The following is a 16,950-nucleotide window of genomic DNA, read 5'->3' as shown; positions in this document are numbered from 1 at the left end:
GAGAGCGGGCGTATGGCGGGTCGAAGGGGGCGGGCCGACGAACGGAACGGCGGGGGGAGGAGCGGAGACCGGCCGGGGGAGGAGGAGCGGGGATCGGCCGAGGGGAGGAGCGGGACCGGCGGCAGGGACCACCGGGGAAGGAGCGGGACCGGCCAGGGAGCGTGGTGCGCGGCACCGGCGGTGCGACGGGCCCGCCGGGTGGGGACCCGCTGGGGCCCGGTAGGTCCACAAGGCCGTTCCTCCGCCATACGCCCGCGCGGTCCACCAGGTGCTCCGCGCCGCCGACGAGGGCAGCGCGGCGGCCCCCGACACCCTGCTGCGGGGCGTCGTGACCCGGCTGCTGCGACCGAACGGCGGCCCGTCGCCCCAGCGGCTGGTGCGCACGGCCGCGGCCGGTATCGCGGCACGCGCGTGCCGTGCTGAACGAGCGGACGGCCGAGCCGCCGGCCCGGAACGGCCGGCCACCCGACCTCGGCACCAGCCGTTCCCGCCACTGCGGGCGTTCCCTGACGCCCATGGCATGCTGCCGCCCGCATGAGTCGCGCCCCAGGGCGCCGGCTCAGCCCACGAAACGGCCGTATGCCCGCAGCGTGCACAGCGCCCCGATGGTGACCATGGCGCGTGCCTCCAGCGCGGGGGCCGGCGCCCACTGGCGCCACCGGATCGGCCAGCCGCCGTCGTCCTGCTGCTCGGCGGCCAGGTGATCAAGGGACCGTGCCATCTCCTCGTCCGTGAACCACGCGCGCGCAAGCGACTCCGGACTCCTGGCGAAGTCGTGCGGGAAGTGGTGCTCGCCGGGGGCGTAGCCGGACGCGACCGGATACGCGTCGAGCCGGTCCGGGTCGAGTGCCGCAAGCCGTTGCTCCCGCACCATGCGGCCGAGCCGGTCCGCGGCGGCCTCCGCGCGCGAGCGGTCCGGAGCGGAGTCCAGGAACGCCACGGCGGCCTCCACCTCGTACGGGTGGGACTTGTCCAGGGACTCCACTGCCTGCCAGCAGAAGTCCGTGGCCCGGAACAACCAGGCGTGCCACACCTCATTGCGGTGCAGCAGCCCGACCACCGGCCCGGTGGCGAGCAGCTCGCTGGGAGGATCGTCGACGACCGGGACGAACGGTGCCGTCGGATACCCGCGCTGGCTGGGACGGATCGCCGGCAGGGCGCCGTCCGCTGTGGAGACCGAGGTCAGATAGCGGCACACGCGCTCGATCCGCTGCCCGCCGCAGCGCCCGACGGCGTCCAGGACGCGCAGCGCGTGCGCGGTGTGCAGGGGCTGGCTCACGGGACCGCGCAGATCGGGCTCCAGCGCGTGCCCGTATCCGCCGTCCTCGTTGCGGTAGGCGTCCAGCGCCGCCTCCACCGCGTCCGGGGTGCCGTGCAGGAAGTGGTACGCGAAGAGGCGCTGTTCCAGCACGCGCGCGGTGAGCCACACGAACTGCTCGGCGCGGAAGAGCGGGGAGCGCGCCGGGGTCGGGGAGGGGAGCGGGGAAGCTCCGGTTTCGGCCATGCGTCAGACCGTAGGACGGAAAGCGGTCTCGGCAAGCGCTCCGGGCCGGGGCCCACACCCAGGGGCGGGATACTGGAGTCATGCGGTTGACGGTCTTCTGGCAGCGGATGGCGGAACACTTCGGTTCGGGGTACGCCGAAACCTTCGCGCGCGATCACGTCATGTCGGAGCTGGGTCAACGCACAGTGAACGAGGCACTGGACGCCGGCTGGGACGCGAAGGACGTGTGGCGCGTGGTCTGCACGGTCATGGACGTGCCCGGCGAGCGGCGCTGACCGCTGCCCAAAACGCCTCGGTCGTCCCTGAGCACGGTCGGCCCCACGGCACCGATCGGTCACAAAGATCGCAGGTGGGCGCCGGTTGTCGGCGGTGTGGGCGAGACTTGGCGCGTGGCACCCACTGACGAGACCCACGAGCCGCTTCCCCGGCAAGCGGCACCGACCGGTACGACACCGCCCGACCCGCCCCCGGCTCCCGGCGCCGTCGCTCCGGGCGGCCGCATGCCGCGCTGGCTGCCGCGTGCCATGGTGCTCGCGCTCGCGTTGATCGCCGCGTTCCAGCTCGGCAGCTGGGCCTTCCACCAGTTGACCAGTCTGTTGATCAATATATTGATCGCGTTCTTCCTGGCGCTCGCGATAGAGCCGGCGGTGAGCCGGATGGCCGCCCGCGGCATGCGCCGGGGGCTCGCCACCTTCCTGGTCTTCCTCGGGTTGGCGATCGCCGCCGCCGGGTTCGTCACATTGCTCGGTTCCATGCTGGCCGGCCAGATCATCAAGATGGTCGAGGGCTTCCCCGACTACCTCGACTCGCTCATCAACTGGATCAATGAGACCTTCCACATGGAGCTGCGGCGTGTGGACGTCCAGGAGGGCCTGCTCCACTCCGACTGGCTGCGCAAGTACGCGCAGACCAGTGCCGCCGGTGTCCTGGACGTTTCCGCGCAGGTGCTCGGCGGACTGTTCCAGCTGCTGACGGTGGGGCTGTTCTCGTTCTACTTCGCCGCCGACGGTCCCCGGCTGCGCCGCGCGCTGTGCTCCGTCCTGCCGCCCGCCCGCCAGACCGAAGTGCTGCGCGCCTGGGAGATCGCCGTCGACAAGACGGGCGGCTATCTCTACTCGCGCGGTCTGATGGCGCTCATCTCCGGCATCGCCCACTACATCCTGCTCCAGGCCCTGGGCGTGCCCTACGCGCCCGTGCTCGGTGTCTGGGTGGGTCTGGTCTCGCAGTTCATCCCCACCATCGGCACCTACCTCGCGGGGGCGCTGCCGATGCTGATCGCGTTCACCGTCGAGCCCTGGTACGCGGTGTGGGTGCTGGCGTTCGTAGTGGTCTACCAACAACTGGAGAACTACATGCTCCAGCCCAAGCTGACGGCCAGGACGGTCGACATCCACCCGGCGGTCGCCTTCGGTTCCGTCATCGCGGGCACCGCGCTGCTGGGTGCCGTCGGTGCGCTGATCGCCATCCCGGCGGTCGCCACCCTCCAGGCCTTCCTCGGAGCGTATGTGAAGCGGTACGCCGTCACGGACGATCCCAGGGTGCACGGGCACCGCGGCCGGGGGCCGGGTGGTCCCGGAATCCCGGCACGCATGCGCCGGCTGCGGGCCCGGCGGCCGGAGGCGGAGGAGTCGTAGGGCCGGCGAGCCTCGGAGCGCCGGCGCCGCCTGGTTCGCTTGACAGAAAAATCGAACATCCATTCCTATGGAGGCTCAGGCAAGGCTTTCGGCAGTGGACTTCGTCCCGTTTTGCGGGGGGAAGTCCCTCGGTTATCCACAGGCTGGGCCTGCGTCGGGGCGCATTGTCAGTGGCAGGCGTTAGCGTCTTTGACGTGAAGCGATCGACTCAAGCAAACCGGGTGGAACCCATGGCAGGAACCGACCGCGAGAAGGCGCTCGACGCCGCGCTCGCACAGATTGAACGGCAATTCGGCAAGGGCGCGGTCATGCGCATGGGCGAGCGGTCGAAGGAGCCCATCGAGGTCATCCCGACCGGGTCGACCGCACTGGACGTCGCCCTCGGCGTCGGCGGCCTGCCGCGCGGCCGTGTCGTGGAGATCTACGGACCGGAGTCCTCCGGTAAGACGACCCTGACCCTGCACGCGGTGGCGAACGCGCAGAAGGCCGGCGGCCAGGTCGCCTTCGTGGACGCCGAACACGCCCTCGACCCCGAGTACGCGCGCAAGCTCGGCGTCGACATCGACAACCTGATCCTCTCCCAGCCGGACAACGGCGAGCAGGCGCTGGAGATCGTGGACATGCTCGTCCGCTCCGGCGCGCTCGACCTCATCGTCATCGACTCCGTCGCCGCGCTCGTCCCACGCGCGGAGATCGAGGGCGAGATGGGCGACAGCCACGTCGGTCTGCAGGCCCGTCTGATGAGCCAGGCCCTGCGGAAGATCACCAGCGCGCTCAACCAGTCCAAGACCACCGCGATCTTCATCAACCAGCTCCGCGAGAAGATCGGCGTGATGTTCGGCTCCCCGGAGACCACGACGGGTGGCCGCGCGCTGAAGTTCTACGCCTCGGTGCGCATCGACATCCGCCGCATCGAGACGCTGAAGGACGGCACGGAGGCGGTCGGCAACCGCACCCGCTGCAAGGTCGTCAAGAACAAGGTCGCCCCGCCCTTCAAGCAGGCCGAGTTCGACATCCTCTACGGCCAGGGCATCAGCCGCGAGGGCGGTCTGATCGACATGGGCGTGGAGCACGGCTTCGTCCGCAAGGCCGGCGCCTGGTACACCTACGAGGGCGACCAGCTCGGCCAGGGCAAGGAGAACGCCCGCAACTTCCTCAAGGACAACCCCGACCTGGCCAACGAGATCGAGAAGAAGATCAAGGAGAAGCTGGGCGTCGGTGTCCGGCCGGAGGAGCCCGCAGCCGAACCGGGCGCGGACGCGGCGGTCACCACCACGGCCGGCGACGACGCCAAGGCCGCGCCCGCCCCGGCAGCCGCCAAGGCCACCAAGCCCAAGGCCGCCGCAGCCAAGAGCTGACCCGTGACACGACGAACCGACTGGGCCGAGTACGAGCACCTCACCCCCGGCGCCCCACGGGGGAGGGGCACCGGGGGCCACCCGGACTCCACACCGGGCGGTGACGACGGATACCGGGACGACGGTGACGACGGGCACCACGAGTACCGCGGAGCGGCGGGACACGGCGATGACGGCCGCGCCCGCCTGGGCGACCCGGGCGGCGGGCCGTACGGGGACGGCTCGCCCGGCAGTGGCGGCGGCCCGCGCGGCGGCCGGGGGCGTGGCCGGCGGCGGCGCGGCTTCGGGGACGCACCCGGTGAGGACGAAGGCGCCCCTTCCTCGTCGAGGGCCGAGCGGGGGGAGTCTTCTGGGGACCCGGCTGAGCGGGCACGGGCGATCTGCCTGCGCCTGCTCACCGGGACCCCGCGCACCCGCAAGCAGCTCGCGGACGCCCTGCGCAAGCGGGAGATCCCCGAGGACGTGGCCGAGGAGGTGCTGTCGCGGTTCGAGGAGGTCGGTCTGATCGACGACAGCGCGTTCGCGGACGCCTGGGTGGAGTCCCGGCACCATGGCCGGGGACTCGCGCGCCGGGCGCTCGCCCAGGAACTGCGCACCAAGGGAGTCGACTCGGCACTGATCGACGAGGCCGTCTCCCAGCTCGACTCCGAGCAGGAGGAGGCGACGGCCCGCGAGCTGGTGGCCCGCAAACTGCGCGCGACCCGGGGCCTCGACCGGGACAAGCGGATCCGCCGCCTCGCCGGCATGCTCGCCCGCAAGGGGTATCCCGAGGGCATGGCCCTCCGCCTCGTCCGCCAGGCCCTGGAGGAAGAGGGCGAGGACACGGAGTACCTCGGAGAAGGGGACTACTGAGTCCTCGGGGCGGGCGGGCTCCGGAACGCGGGTCTCTCCGGGCCCTCAAGGCCCGCGGTGGGGGTAACCCCCGTCGAAGACGCCGGGCCACCGCAGTGCTCTCCCGGGCACGCACGGACGAACCTGTACGCACGCTCCGGACCACGGCAGGCACCTTTGCCGAGGCCGGCCGCGTATGACCCCGGCCGACGCGTACAACAGAAGAGAGTCCGCCCGATGATGCTGCGATACGCCCTCCGGACAGTCCGCGCCCGAAAGGCGGGATTTCTCGGCGCTTTCCTCGCGCTGATGTGCGCGGCCGCTCTGATCACCGCCTGCGGCACCCTCCTCGACACCGGCCTGCGCGGCACCATCCGCACCGAGCGCTACGCCGCCGCTCCTGTCGTGGTCTCCGGCGACCAGTACGTCCACCAGACCACCGTCAAGCACAAAAAGGGCAAGACGAAGGTCAAGCACAAGGCGAAGCCCATCGCCGAGCGCGCCTGGCTTCCGGAGGGACTGCGCACCAGACTCCCCCATGTTCCCGGCGTGGCCCGGGTGGTGCCTGAACTCACCTTTCTCGCCCAGCCGTTGACCCCGGCAGGCACCGGCGGTCGTACCGCCTACGGGCACGCCTGGGAATCCGCCGCGTTGACGCCGTACCGGCTGACCGCCGGCAGCGCGCCCGGATCCGACGACGACCTGGTCATCGACAGCGACCTCGCGGCACGCTCCGGGCTGCGGCCGGGGGACCGGCTCACCGTGCAGTCCACGCGGGCCCCGCGTGGTTACCGCATCACCGGTATCGCCGCCCCGGCCACCGTCGTACGCCACCAGACGTCCCTGTTCTTCTCCGCTGCCGAGGCCCGCCGGCTGGCCGCGCACCCCGGGCAGGTCAGCGCGTTCGGCGTGCTGCCGGACAAGGGGACGGACCCCGAGCGGGTACGGAACGCCGTCGGGCAGGCTCTGCACGGCACCACCGCCCAGGTCAGCACCGGCACCGCCCGCGGGCCCGTCGAGTTCCTGGACGCGGCTGCCGCCCGCACCCGGCTGGTCAGCATGGGCGGTGCCATGGGCGGAACCTCGCTGCTGGTGGCGGTGCTCGTGGTCGTCGGCACCTTCGCGCTCACCGTGCAGCAGCGCCACCGCGAACTCGCCCTGCTCCGTGCCATCGCCGCCACATCCGGACAGATCCGCCGGCTGCTCGGCCGGGAGGCGCTGATCGTCGGCGCGGCGGCGGGCACCGTGGGCGCGCTGCTCGGGCTGCCGCTGGGGGGCTGGCTGCACTCCAGGTTCGTCGCCCTGGGCGCCGTACCCGACACGCTCGAACACACCGTCAGTGTCTTCCCGCCGCTCGCCGCCCTCGCCGCCACCCTGCTCGGCGCCTGGGCAGCGGCCAGGATCGCCTCCCGCAGGATCGCCCGGATCCGCCCGACCGAGGCTCTGGCCGAGGCCAGGACCGAGCGGACCCGTCCCGCCTGGGGTCGGATCACCGCCGGACTGCTGCTTCTCACCGGTGGAGTCGTCCTCGTCGTCGTCCTCACCTCCCTGCGCACCGAGCCCGCCTCGACGCCCGTGACCTTCCTCGCCGTCGTCGTCCTGTCCACCTCCGTCGCCCTGCTCGGTCCGCTGCTGGTCAGGGCTGCCGCGCTGCTGCTCACCGGCCCGCTCCGGCTCACCGGCCACGGCGGCCGCCTCGCCACCGCCAACCTGCGCGGCAACGCCGCCCGTATGGCCTCCGTCGTCACCCCTCTCACCCTGCTCATCGGAATGACCTGCACCGTGCTGTTCGTCCAGTCGACGCTGGGCGAAGCCGCCCGCAGCCAGGCCCGGGACGGCATCCGAGCCGATTGGGTCGTCGCCGCGCAGGGACCGGGCGTCCCCGCTGAAGCCGCACAGCGGCTGCGCGCAGGGCACGACACCGTCACCGAGATCGTCCGTACAACCGTCCGCGTCGGCCTCGACAAGTACCCCGCGCAAGGCGTCACCCCGGCAGGCCTGGACCGCACCTGGGACCCTCAGGTCACCGCCGGCTCCCTCGCCCGGCTCGGCCCCGGCACGGTCGCCGTCAGCCGACTGGCCGCGGACCAGCACCATGTGAAGCCCGGCAGCACCCTGAAACTCACCCTCGGCGACGGCACTCCCGCCACGCTCACCGTCGCCGCCGTCTATGCCCGCGGTCTCGGCTTCGGGGACTTCACCTTCTCCCACGACCTCGTCGCCCGCCACGTCGACAACCCGCTCGCCTCCTCCGTCCTTGTCGGCACGACCCGTACACAGACACAACTCGCGACTACTCTCCGTGAGTTCCCGGGGCTGCGAATTCTTTCGCCGGTCGAGGCCGACGCCCTGCAGGCCGATCGACAGCGGACGAACGCCGAGGTCAACTATCTCGCCATGGGGCTGGTGCTGGCCTTCACCGCCATCGCCGTCGTCAACACCCTCGCCATGTCCGTGGCGGAGCGTGTCCGGGAGTTCGCCCTGCTCCGCCTCGCCGGTGCGACCCGCCGTCAGGTGCTCCGGATGCTGCGCACCGAGGTGCTGTCCGTTCTGTTCCTCGCCACCGCGCTCGGCAGCGGGATCGCCCTCGCCGTGCTCACCGCATTCAGCGTCGGGATGACAGGCCGGGCGGCGCCGACGGTCACGCCCCTGTTCTACGTCGCCGTCGTCGGGATCGCCGGCCTCCTCGCGCTCGTGGCCAGTGCGCTTCCGGGGCGGGCGGCGCTGCGGGTGCGCGCGGTGACGGTGGCCACGGCCAAGGAGTAGGCGCCGGGCCACCCGGAGCCGCCCGCGTCAGGGACTCACCGGGTCCACCGGGAGTCCCTCCGCTCGCGTCAGGGGCTCGCCGGCTCCACCGGGAGTCCCTCCGCCCGCCATGCCTGGAAGCCGCCCACCAGGTCCGTTGCCCGGTGCAGGCCCAGCTGGTGGAGGGAGGCGGCGGCGAGGCTGGAGGCGTAGCCCTCGTTGCAGATCACCACGACGCGCAGATCGTGGCCGGTGGCCTCGGGGACGCGGTGGCTGCCCTGCGGATCGAGGCGCCACTCCAGCTCGTTGCGTTCGATGACGAGCGCTTCGGGAATCAGCCCGTCCCGCTCGCGCAGGGCCGCGTACCGGATGTCGACGAGGAGCGCCTCGCCCGTCCGCGCCGCCTCGTGCGCCTCATGTGCCTCGATGCGCCGGTAGCCCGCGCGCACCCGCTCCAGCAACTCGTCGATGCCGACCGGCGCTTGGCCGATGCTCCCGCTCACTGCCAGTCCTCCGGGCGTTCGACCTGCTCCAGGCGCAGAACCTGGCCGGTGCGACTGTAGCGGCGGATGCGTGGCAGCGGCGGGTAGTAGGCGTGGACGGAGATCGCGTGTCGGTCGCGGGACTCGTTGAGGACCTCGTGGACATGGTGACGGCCGAAGGCGCGGCCCTGACCGGCCGGCAGCCGGCGTCCGCGGTCCACGTCCTCGGCGAGTTCCAGGGTCTTCCAGCCGTCGGTCGGCAGCCGGGCGGCGAGCGAGTTCTCCCTGAGCTCGCCGGAGGCCGTGAGGAACGCGCCGACCGAGTCGGCGTGGTCGTGCCAGCCGGTGCCGGTGCCGGGCGGCCAGCCGATCAGCCAGGCCTCGCTGCCGCCCGGCCCCTCCAGCCGCACCCAGGTGCGGCCCTCCGGGTCGAGCGGAAGGGAGGCGATCAGCTCGGTGTCGGCGGCCGTACGCCGCACGAAGTCGAGGAGGTCCGCCTGCGTGGGCGCCGAGCCGACGGCAGGCGAGACGGAAGGAGAGGGCACAGACACGTACACACACCGTCCTGAAGAGCGTTCGCGGAACGGGCGCACGACGGCGCCCGGAAAGAAGGGGAGGCGAATTCAGCAGGACGGGCGACACACGCAGCCCGCATAGCGGACGAGGTCCATATGGACCCTCCGCCACAGGCGCACGCAGGTGTCGGTCATGGTCCGGAGTACAGCATGTCGGTGCACTTCGGTCAACTCACTGTCACCAGGTGGACGGAGGGTGACGGGGCACACGGTCAGCGCACGCCGGAGCCGGCCTCCGCCGTCGCCTCCTCCTTCTCGTTCTGCTTCTCGCTCTCCTTCACCGCGCCGCCCAGCGTCGCCTCCGCCGCCGCGTACAGGTCGGCCGGGCGGACCCCGCTCAGCGCGGTGACCAGGTGGCCGTCGGGGCGCACGAGCAGCACGCTGTGCGCCGGCGCGCCCGGGTAACTCTCGGCTACCAGCAGCTCGGCGGGGTGCGGCAGCGCGGTCACGGCGGCGGCGAGCCGGGGCATCACCCCGGCGGAGACCCAGTGCTTGCGGTCCCACACGCCTGTACCCGGCGCGATCAGGACGACCAGCAGGGAGCCGCGACCGAGCCGGTCGCGCAGCTGTACGAAGGAACCGTCCTCCGCGGTGACCCGTACGTCGGTGACCTGCGCGCCGGGCGGGGTGTCGACCGGGATCTCCGCCTCCAGATGCCGGGGCGCCAGCGGTGAGTCGGCGTACGCCCCCGGCGCACCGAGCGGCCCGCGCCCCAGGTGGCCGTCGGTGAGCAGTACGTCGTGGTTCCGGGCGGTGCCGGGAACGATCTGACGCAGTCCGCCGCCGCCGCGCAACACCGGCAGCAGCTGGTCGGCGGCGCGCAGCCGGGCGGCGACCAGCGCGCGCCGCTCGGCCTGGTAGGTGTCCAGCAGCGCCTCGTGCGGGCCGCGGTGCCAGACCACGCCCAGCTTCCAGGCGAGGTTGTCGACGTCCCGGAGGCCCTCGTCGAGCCCCTGGGTGCCGAGCGCGCCCAGCAGATGGGCCGCGTCCCCGGCGAGCAGGACCCGGCCGGCGCGCCAGCGGCGGGCCAGCCGGTGGTGCACCGTGTGGACACCGGTGTCGAGCAGCTCGTACGCCGGTGCGGAGCCGTCCGTCCAGCCCGCGAGGGTCTCGCGGATCCGGGCCACCAGGATCTCGGGCGTGACCAGGTCCTTGCCCGGCGGCAGCAGCCAGTCCAGGCGCCACACGCCGTCCGGGAGGGGGCGGGCGGTCACCTCCCCGGCCGAGGGCCCGGACTGCCGCCACGGCGGCATCCGATGGAGGAACGCCCGGCCCTCCCACGGAAGTTCCACCCGCAGTGCGGCGACCGCGTGCCGCTCCACCGCCGTACGGCCCGGAAAGCGGATGTCCTGGAGTTTGCGCACGGTGGAACGGGGTCCGTCGCAGCCGACCAGGTAACTGCCGCGCCACCAGGTGCCCCGGGGGCCGCGGGTGTGCGCGGTGACGCCGGAACGGTCCTGCTCGATCGCGTCCAGGCGGCTGTCCACGGCGGTCTTCACCAGCGGCTCGTCGGCGACGGCCGTGCGCAGGACGCCCGTGATCACATGCTGGGCGATGTGCAGCGGAGCGGCGGGGTCCGCCTCACCGAAGGCGATCTCGCTCATCACCTGCTTGCGCCGCAGGGACCGCCATCCGGCCCAGCGCACGCCGTGCGCACCGAGCGCCACCCCGGTCAACCGTTCCAGCAGGGCGGCCGTGTCCTCGCGCAGGACGACCGTGCGCGCCGGGCGGGGTTCGTCCTTGCCGGGGCCCTCGTCCAGGACGACGGACGGCACCGCCTGGCGGGCCAGCGCCAGGGCGAGCGTGAGCCCGACGGGCCCCGCTCCGACGATGATCACCGGGTCCATGACGCGGCGCCCCCTGCCCGTGACGATGCCCTGACGGAGACAAGTGAACAGGAAGGTGGAGCGGGGTGCACGATCACACAACGTATGCAACCCATTGGCAGAGTTTGCGTCAAGCGACCGGGGGCAGTGGCGATCACACCACTGCCCCCGGATGGCTCATGTCACCTGAATGAGCGTCAGTTCCCCTGGCCGCCGCCGTGGTGACCGCCGACGAAGGGGCCACTGAGGTCCACGCCGCCGACGGCACCTCCGGCTCCGGTCGCCGCCGTACCCCCGATGTGCGCCACGTCCTGGAACCCCAGCACCGCGCCGGTCGACTTCTTGCGCCTCCGCAGCCAGCCCTCCAGCCAGCCGGCGAACGAGGTCAGGGAGAAGTTGATGAGGATGTAGATCACCGCCACGACGGTGAGGGAGGCGATGATGTTGCCGTAGTAGCCGGCCATCGTGTTGGCCGAGGACAGCAGTTCGGGGAAGGTGAGGACCGCGCCGCCGAGGGCGGTGTCCTTCACGATGACCACCAGCTGGCTGACGATGGCCGGGAGCATCGCGGTGACCGACTGCGGCAGCAGGATGAGCCGCATGACCTGCCCCTTGCGCAGGCCGATCGCCATGGCCGCCTCGGACTGGCCCTTCGGCAGGGTGAGGATGCCCGCGCGGACGATCTCCGCGAGCACCGACGCGTTGTACAGCACCAGACCGGTCACGACCGCGTAGAACGGACGGTCGTCCGAACTGACGTCGGTGTACTGGGCGTAGAGCGCGTTCCCGAAGATCATCAGGACCAGGACGGGGATCGCGCGGAAGAACTCGACCACGACGGCGGCGGGGACGCGCACCCACACGTGGTCCGAGAGCCGGGCGATACCGAGGACGGCACCCAGCGGAAGCGCGATGACCATCGCCAGCGCCGCCGCCTCCAGCGTGTTCTCCAGACCGGGCCAGATGTACGTCGAGTACGCCTCGGTGCCGCTGAAGAAGGGCTTCCACAGGGCCCAGTCCAGCTGCCCCTTGTCGTCGAGGACCTTGTACGCCCACCACACGACGGCCGCGACGGCGACCAGGAAGAGTGCCGTGTAGAGGATGTTGCGCCGCTTGGCACGCGGGCCCTGGGCGTCGTACAGGACCGAAGTCATCGCTTCACCGCCACCTTCTTGCCGACCCAGCCGAGGATCAGACCGGTCGGCAGGGTCAGGCAGACGAACCCGAAGGCGATGACCGCGGAGATCGCCAGCAGCTCGGCCTCGTTCTCGATCATCTGCTTCATCAGGAAGGCCGCCTCCGCCACGCCGATCGCGGCGGCCACCGTCGTGTTCTTGGTCAACGCGATCAGCACGTTGGCCAGCGGGCCGACGGCCGCGCGGAAGGCCTGCGGCAGCACGACCAGGAACAGCACCTGGGTGAAGCTCAGACCGATGGCGCGGGCGGCCTCCGCCTGGCCGACCGGCACCGTGTTGATGCCGGCCCGGATCGCCTCGCACACGAAGGTCGCGGTGTAGACGATCAGACCGAGCACGGCCAGCCGGAAGCCCTGGACCTGGAAGTCGTGCGCGCCGAGGGTGACCCCCAGCGTCTGGCTGAGGCCCAGCGAGGAGAACAAGATGATCACCGTGAGCGGGATGTTCCGCACGATGTTCACGTAGGCGGTGGCGAAACCGCGCATCAGCGGTACCGGGCCCACCCGCATGGCGGCCAGCAGAGTGCCCCAGACCAGGGAGCCCGCGGCCGACAGCAGCGTCAGCTGCACCGTCGTCCAGAAGGCTCCCAGCACGTCGTACTTGTCAAGAAAGTCGAACACTGTCTCCCGCGCTTCCGCGTGTAAGGATGCCCCGGTGCGCCGCCGTCAGGAGCGGCGCACCGGGCAGGGGTTGCCTCAGCTCTTGATGTCGCCGATCTTCGGGGCGGGCTCGTTCTTGTAGTTCGCCGGGCCGAAGTTCTTCTGCACGGCCGCCTTCCAGGAACCGTCGGAGACCATCTCCTCAAGGGCCTTGTTGATCTTGTCCTTGAGGGGGCTGCCCTTCTTGACGCCGATGCCGTAGTTCTCGTTGGTCATCTTGAAGCCGCCGAGCTTGAACTTGCCCTTGAACTGGGCCTGCGCGGCGTAACCGGCCAGGATCGAGTCGTCCGTGGTGAGGGCTTCGATGGCGCCGCTCTGCAGGCCCGAGAGGCAGGCCGAGTACGTCGGGTACGTCTGGAGGTTGGGCTTGAGACCCAGCTTGGTCTTGAGGTTCTGGGCCGAGGTCGAGCCGGCCACCGAACACAGGTTCTTGCCGTTCAGGTCCTTGGGGGACTTGATCTTGTTGTCGTCCGCACGCAGCAGCACGTCCTGGTGGGCCAGCAGGTACGGGCCGGCGAAGTCGACCTTCTTCTGGCGCTCCGGGGTGATCGAGTAGGTGGCGGTGATGAACTGGACGTCACCGCGCTGCAGCATGGTCTCGCGGTCGGCGCTCTTCGACTGCTTCCACTCGATCTGGTCGGCGCTGTAACCGAGCTTCTTGGCGACATAGGTGGCCACGTCGACGTCGAAGCCCGTGTAGCCCTGCGGGGTCTGCTGGCCGAGGCCCGGCTGGTCGAACTTGATGCCGATGGCGATCTTCTTGCCGCCGCCGGAGGAGCCGTTGTCGTCCTTCTTGCCGCCGCCGCAGGCGGTGGCGCCCACGGCGAGGGCGAGTACGGCGGCCGAGGCGGCGGTGACCTTGCGGAGCTTCATGCTGAACATCCTTCGAATGGTGAGGAACGAGGTCCGTTGGAAAAAGGCGACCCAGGGCGTCCGGGTGGCACGCCGTCAGTGCTGCAGGATCTTGGACAGGAAGTCCTTGGCCCGGTCGCTGCGCGGGTTGCTGAAGAACTGGTCGGGCGCAGCCTCTTCGACGATCCGGCCGTCGGCCATGAAGACGACCCGGTTTGCAGCCGACCGTGCGAAGCCCATCTCGTGGGTGACGACGACCATCGTCATACCCTCACGGGCGAGCTGCTGCATGACCTCGAGGACCTCGTTGATCATCTCGGGGTCGAGGGCGGAGGTCGGCTCGTCGAAGAGCATCACCTTGGGGCCCATCGCCAGCGCACGGGCGATCGCCACGCGCTGCTGCTGGCCGCCGGACAGCTGGGCGGGGTACTTGTCGGCCTGGGTGCCCACACCGACCCGGTCGAGCAGGGCCCGGGCCTTCTCCTCGGCCTGCTTCTTGTCCGTCTTGCGGACCTTGAGCTGCCCCAGCATCACGTTCTCGAGCACGGTCTTGTGCGCGAAGAGGTTGAAGGACTGGAAGACCATCCCGACGTCCGCCCGCAGCCGGGCCAGCTCCTTGCCCTCCCGGGGCAGGGGTTTGCCGTCGATCGTGATGGTGCCCGAGTCGATCGTCTCCAGGCGGTTGATGGTGCGGCACAGCGTCGACTTTCCGGACCCGGAGGGCCCGATGACCACGACGACCTCGCCGCGGGCGATCGTCAGGTCGATGTCCTGGAGCACGTGCAACGCGCCGAAGTGCTTGTTGACGCTCTTCAGGACGACCAGTTCGCCGGACGTGGCCACGTCCTCCTTGGCCACCGATACTTTGGTCATCGCTCTCGGGCTCCGTCCTCCTCGGGTTTCCGAGGACAGTAGTGAGGGGCTGTGACCTGCGTCATCACATCTGAGGGAGATCTGAGCATCACGATCCGATAGCAAACGGACACGTGTCGTAGCACTTGCCCCCCGTGTGCGTATCGGCCGGGTAACGGAACCGACGGGCAACCGGAACGCTCTTGACGCCGTCCTAGTCCATCGGCGTCACTGCCATGGTGCACGCGCGCGTGAAATGCCACCTGCGCGCGAACCCAGACCGTACGACCGCTGAACCGGAGGGGGCCGGAGTGAGACTGCTGCTCGTCGAGGACGACAACCATGTCGCCGCGGCCCTGTCGGCCGTGCTGGCGCGACACGGCTTCGACGTCACCCACGCGCGCAGCGGCGAGGAGGCCCTCCAGGCGCTCGTTCCCGAGGGCGCCGGCTTCGGCGTGGTCCTGCTCGACCTGGGCCTGCCCGACCAGGACGGCTACGAGGTCTGCGGCAAGATCCGCAAACGCACCAGCACCCCGGTGATCATGGTCACCGCGCGCTCCGACGTCCGCTCCCGCATCCACGGGCTCAACCTGGGCGCCGACGACTACGTGGTGAAGCCGTACGACACCGGGGAACTGCTCGCCCGTATCCACGCCGTCAGCAGGCGCACCGTCCACGAGGACCCGGCGATCGGTGGCGACAGCGCCCTGCACCTCGGTTCCGTACGCATCGAACTGCCCACCCGGCAGGTCACCGTGGGCGGTTCGGTAATCCAACTGACCCGCAAGGAGTTCGACCTGCTCGCCCTGCTCGCTCAGCGCCCCGGCGTGGTCTTCCGGCGGGAACAGATCATCAGCGAGGTCTGGCGCACTAGTTGGGAGGGCACCGGCCGCACCCTGGAGGTGCACGTCGCCTCCCTGCGGGCCAAACTGCGCATGCCCGCACTGATCGAGACCGTGCGCGGCGTCGGCTACCGGCTCGTCGCCCCGACCGCCTAGCGGGGACGGGTGCGCGCACGTCTGCTGCCGCTGCTCATCGTCCTGATGGCGGCCGTCCTCCTCGCCCTCGGGCTTCCGCTCGCCCTCAGCCTGGCCGCCGCCCAGCAGCAGAAGGTCGTCGTCGACCGCATCGACGACACGGCACGCTTCGCGGCGCTCGCCCAGTTCGTCACCGCCGGACCCGGCGGATCGCGCCGCACCGGCACCGACGAGCGCCTGGAGGCCCTGCGCAGCGAACTGGACAGCTACTACGGCGTCTACGGCATCCGTGCGGGCGTCTTCTACCGCAACGGCTCGGCGATGGCCAACGCCCCCGGCGACTGGTTCGTACCCCGCAGGGGGGAGATGCGGGAGGCCTTCGACGAGGCGCTGCTCAGCCGGCGCAGCCACGACCCCAAGCAGGTGTGGCCCTGGCAGCGCAGCCGGCTGGTCGTCGCCTCGCCGGTGATCCGGGACGGGGACGTCGTGGCGGTCGTGGTCACCGACTCGCCCACCGGGCAGATGCGTTCGCGGACCCTGCGCGGCTGGCTGCTCATCGGGGCGGGCGAGGGCGCGGCGATGCTGCTCGCCGTCGGCGCCGCGCTGCGGCTGACCGGCTGGGTGCTCAGACCGGTACGGGTACTGGACGCCACCACCCACGACATCGCCACCGGGCGGCTGAAGTCCCGGGTCGCGGTCGCCGGCGGTCCGCCGGAACTCAGACGGCTGGCCCGTTCGTTCAACGAGATGGCGGACAACGTCGAGGACGTGCTGGAGCAGCAGCGCGCCTTCGTCGCGGACGCCTCGCACCAGTTGCGCAACCCGCTCTCGGCGCTGCTGCTGCGCATCGAACTGCTCGCCCTCGAACTCCCCGAGGACAACGAGGAGATCGCCTCGGTCCGCACCGAGGGCAAGCGTCTCGCGCAGGTCCTGGACGACCTGCTCGACCTGGCGCTGGCCGAGCACGCCGACGCGGATCTGACGCTGACCGATGTCGGCGCGCTCGCCGAGGAGCGGGTCGCCGCCTGGTCTCCGGTCGCCGGCACCAAGGGGGTCCGGCTGACCGGGAACTGCCCGCCCACGACCGCCTGGGCGGACCCGATCACCCTGTCCAGCGCCCTGGACGCGGTGATCGACAACGCCGTGAAGTTCAGCCCCGAGGGCGGCACGGTGGAGGTCACCGTCGCCGCCGACGGCGACACCTCCACGGTCGTCGTCACCGACACGGGACCCGGCCTCACCGACGAGGAACTCGCGCGCGTGGGCGACCGGTTCTGGCGCAGCGGCCGCCATCAGAACGTCAAGGGCTCGGGCCTGGGGCTGTCGATCACTCGGGCGCTTCTGGCAGCGGGCGGTGGCTCGATCGAGTACGCCCACCACGAGCCGCGGGGGTTGCGGGTGACGGTGTCCGTACCGCGACACGGGGAGCCCTGACGAAGGGACCGGTCGAGGACGGCCC

General features: G+C 71.1%; 16 protein-coding genes and 1 pseudogene. 8 read left to right on the top strand and 9 right to left on the bottom strand.

Annotated features, from left to right (window positions below; genetic code table 11):
* Positions 1–241: 241 nt before the first annotated feature.
* A pseudogene (locus ACIGXP_RS27335) lies at positions 242–529 on the top strand (AraC family transcriptional regulator); the annotation flags it as partial.
* Between the two features lie 30 nt (positions 530–559).
* Here ACIGXP_RS27335 and ACIGXP_RS27330 read toward each other — a convergent pair.
* Positions 560–1,504: a hypothetical protein gene (locus ACIGXP_RS27330; RefSeq protein ID WP_399772560.1), complete on the bottom strand. Its 945-nt coding sequence runs from the start codon at positions 1,502–1,504 to the stop codon at positions 560–562.
* 80 nt (positions 1,505–1,584) lie between these two features.
* Between ACIGXP_RS27330 and ACIGXP_RS27325 the strand changes: the two genes are divergently transcribed.
* From ACIGXP_RS27325 to ACIGXP_RS27305, 5 genes are all read left to right on the top strand, one after another.
* On the top strand, positions 1,585–1,779 hold the full coding sequence (locus tag ACIGXP_RS27325) for a DUF3046 domain-containing protein (RefSeq protein WP_399772557.1): 195 nt from the start codon (positions 1,585–1,587) through the stop codon (positions 1,777–1,779).
* Between the two features lie 114 nt (positions 1,780–1,893).
* The gene (locus tag ACIGXP_RS27320; protein WP_399772555.1) at positions 1,894–3,138 is read left to right on the top strand and encodes an AI-2E family transporter; all 1,245 of its coding nucleotides are present in this window, start codon (positions 1,894–1,896) and stop codon (positions 3,136–3,138) included.
* Between the two features lie 230 nt (positions 3,139–3,368).
* Positions 3,369–4,496, top strand: a complete 1,128-nt coding sequence (gene recA, locus ACIGXP_RS27315; RefSeq protein WP_363217717.1) for a recombinase RecA — start codon at positions 3,369–3,371, stop codon at positions 4,494–4,496.
* A 3-nt stretch (positions 4,497–4,499) separates the two neighbouring features.
* Positions 4,500–5,348, top strand: coding sequence for a recombination regulator RecX (gene recX / locus ACIGXP_RS27310; protein WP_399772552.1), 849 nt, complete (start codon positions 4,500–4,502; stop codon positions 5,346–5,348).
* 216 nt (positions 5,349–5,564) lie between these two features.
* Positions 5,565–8,093 (top strand): ABC transporter permease, encoded by a 2,529-nt coding sequence (locus ACIGXP_RS27305; protein WP_399772549.1) that lies wholly within the window; start codon positions 5,565–5,567, stop codon positions 8,091–8,093.
* A gap of 68 nt (positions 8,094–8,161) precedes the next feature.
* Here the strand turns inward: ACIGXP_RS27305 and ACIGXP_RS27300 are convergent, their stop codons facing one another.
* From ACIGXP_RS27300 to ACIGXP_RS27265, 8 genes are all read right to left on the bottom strand, one after another.
* The gene (locus tag ACIGXP_RS27300; RefSeq protein ID WP_363217720.1) at positions 8,162–8,575 is read right to left on the bottom strand and encodes a rhodanese-like domain-containing protein; all 414 of its coding nucleotides are present in this window, start codon (positions 8,573–8,575) and stop codon (positions 8,162–8,164) included.
* Positions 8,572–9,105 (bottom strand): cysteine dioxygenase, encoded by a 534-nt coding sequence (locus tag ACIGXP_RS27295; RefSeq protein ID WP_399772546.1) that lies wholly within the window; start codon positions 9,103–9,105, stop codon positions 8,572–8,574. The genes ACIGXP_RS27300 and ACIGXP_RS27295 overlap by 4 nt, the downstream gene beginning before the upstream one ends.
* Before the next feature lie 72 nt (positions 9,106–9,177).
* Positions 9,178–9,264: a putative leader peptide gene (locus ACIGXP_RS27290; RefSeq protein ID WP_313960178.1), complete on the bottom strand. Its 87-nt coding sequence runs from the start codon at positions 9,262–9,264 to the stop codon at positions 9,178–9,180.
* Positions 9,265–9,341: 77 nt separating this feature from the next.
* Positions 9,342–10,976 (bottom strand): FAD-dependent monooxygenase, encoded by a 1,635-nt coding sequence (locus ACIGXP_RS27285; RefSeq protein ID WP_399772543.1) that lies wholly within the window; start codon positions 10,974–10,976, stop codon positions 9,342–9,344.
* Between the two features lie 176 nt (positions 10,977–11,152).
* Complete coding sequence (locus ACIGXP_RS27280; RefSeq protein ID WP_399772540.1) at positions 11,153–12,109, bottom strand: amino acid ABC transporter permease; 957 nt, start codon at positions 12,107–12,109, stop codon at positions 11,153–11,155.
* Positions 12,106–12,771 (bottom strand): amino acid ABC transporter permease, encoded by a 666-nt coding sequence (locus ACIGXP_RS27275; RefSeq protein WP_363217723.1) that lies wholly within the window; start codon positions 12,769–12,771, stop codon positions 12,106–12,108. Before ACIGXP_RS27275 ends, ACIGXP_RS27280 begins: the two co-directional genes overlap by 4 nt.
* A 75-nt stretch (positions 12,772–12,846) precedes the next feature.
* Positions 12,847–13,683 carry a glutamate ABC transporter substrate-binding protein gene (locus ACIGXP_RS27270; RefSeq protein ID WP_363217724.1) on the bottom strand — a complete coding sequence of 279 codons (837 nt, stop codon included), beginning with the start codon at positions 13,681–13,683 and terminating at the stop codon, positions 12,847–12,849.
* A 75-nt stretch (positions 13,684–13,758) separates the two neighbouring features.
* Positions 13,759–14,535, bottom strand: coding sequence for an amino acid ABC transporter ATP-binding protein (locus ACIGXP_RS27265; protein ID WP_399772537.1), 777 nt, complete (start codon positions 14,533–14,535; stop codon positions 13,759–13,761).
* A 290-nt stretch (positions 14,536–14,825) separates the two neighbouring features.
* On the opposite strand from ACIGXP_RS27265, the gene ACIGXP_RS27260 reads away from it, so the two are divergent.
* Together ACIGXP_RS27260 and ACIGXP_RS27255 are read left to right on the top strand one after the other, a co-directional pair.
* A complete protein-coding gene (locus tag ACIGXP_RS27260; RefSeq protein WP_363218013.1) occupies positions 14,826–15,512 on the top strand; it encodes a response regulator transcription factor in 687 nt (228 codons plus the stop codon).
* A gap of 9 nt (positions 15,513–15,521) precedes the next feature.
* Positions 15,522–16,925, top strand: a complete 1,404-nt coding sequence (locus tag ACIGXP_RS27255) for a sensor histidine kinase (protein WP_399772535.1) — start codon at positions 15,522–15,524, stop codon at positions 16,923–16,925.
* Positions 16,926–16,950: the final 25 nt, after the last annotated feature.

It is taken from the genome of Streptomyces sp. NPDC053069 (assembly GCF_044546895.1).
Lineage (GTDB): Bacteria > Actinomycetota > Actinomycetes > Streptomycetales > Streptomycetaceae > Streptomyces.
This window is presented reverse-complemented; position numbering and strand designations above follow the sequence as displayed.

Bases quoted from the DNA above. Each gene is read 5' to 3' on its own strand.
- ACIGXP_RS27330 (WP_399772560.1), bottom strand. From the start codon at position 1,504: ATGGCCGAAACCGGAGCTTCCCCGCTCCCCTCCCCGACCCCGGCGCGC.
- ACIGXP_RS27325 (WP_399772557.1), top strand. From the start codon at position 1,585: ATGCGGTTGACGGTCTTCTGGCAGCGGATGGCGGAACACTTCGGTTCG.
- recA (WP_363217717.1), top strand. From the start codon at position 3,369: ATGGCAGGAACCGACCGCGAGAAGGCGCTCGACGCCGCGCTCGCACAG.
- ACIGXP_RS27305 (WP_399772549.1), top strand. From the start codon at position 5,565: ATGATGCTGCGATACGCCCTCCGGACAGTCCGCGCCCGAAAGGCGGGA.
- ACIGXP_RS27290 (WP_313960178.1), bottom strand. From the start codon at position 9,264: ATGACCGACACCTGCGTGCGCCTGTGGCGGAGGGTCCATATGGACCTC.
- ACIGXP_RS27285 (WP_399772543.1), bottom strand. From the start codon at position 10,976: ATGGACCCGGTGATCATCGTCGGAGCGGGGCCCGTCGGGCTCACGCTC.
- ACIGXP_RS27280 (WP_399772540.1), bottom strand. From the start codon at position 12,109: ATGACTTCGGTCCTGTACGACGCCCAGGGCCCGCGTGCCAAGCGGCGC.
- ACIGXP_RS27270 (WP_363217724.1), bottom strand. From the start codon at position 13,683: ATGAAGCTCCGCAAGGTCACCGCCGCCTCGGCCGCCGTACTCGCCCTC.
- ACIGXP_RS27265 (WP_399772537.1), bottom strand. From the start codon at position 14,535: ATGACCAAAGTATCGGTGGCCAAGGAGGACGTGGCCACGTCCGGCGAA.